The organism is Herbiconiux daphne, from assembly GCF_024979295.1.
In the GTDB taxonomy this organism is placed as follows: domain Bacteria; phylum Actinomycetota; class Actinomycetes; order Actinomycetales; family Microbacteriaceae; genus Herbiconiux; species Herbiconiux daphnes.
Genome location: NZ_JANLCJ010000722.1, coordinates 1 through 544 on the forward strand (window position 1 = coordinate 1; position 544 = coordinate 544).

A 544-nucleotide genomic window follows, 5' to 3' on the forward strand; every position below is an offset into this window, starting at 1 on the left:
TTGGATTACGCAATACACGTTGGAACCAATCATGAGGGTGGAAGAAATAGATTACATATGGGTCCATCATCCTATTTGGAAGAAGGATAAACTCTTGACCTAAAGGATCAACGAATTTAGTAAGTGCATTTGGTACTTCGTCATCATCATTGAAATACACTGAAACTTTAGTATGATTTCCATTCTCAAAGAACTTGCCGAATGTTTTAGCATGACTTGGGTGGAACATTACCACATTAGCACGAGCACCAGCCATGTACAGATTCTCTGTAAGATCATAAATATCATCTTCAGTGAAAGTATCAGTTGCCAATTTCTTGTGAGTAATAGCGCCGGTGTTTGGTTCAGCCTCATCAATTTTTGCTACTAAATCGTAGAAGCCACTCATGAGTCTTGTGTTGTTAGCAGAACCTTCATCCTTGACTTGATAACCCAGAAATGTTGATTCTAAATCCCTTTTGATTTCCTTTGTTGCTTTCTCAATTTGGTACTCTAGTTCCGATGGACGGCCATGAGCTGTTAGAGCCTCGGCAGTATCAGAAAC

The 544-nt window shown here is 39.5% G+C and carries 1 protein-coding gene; it reads right to left on the reverse strand.

Features of this window, described 5'->3' with window-relative positions; all coding sequences use genetic code 11:
• On the reverse strand, positions 1-544 hold a 544-nt coding region (locus tag N1032_RS27355), incomplete at both ends, for a DUF5309 domain-containing protein (protein ID WP_259543856.1).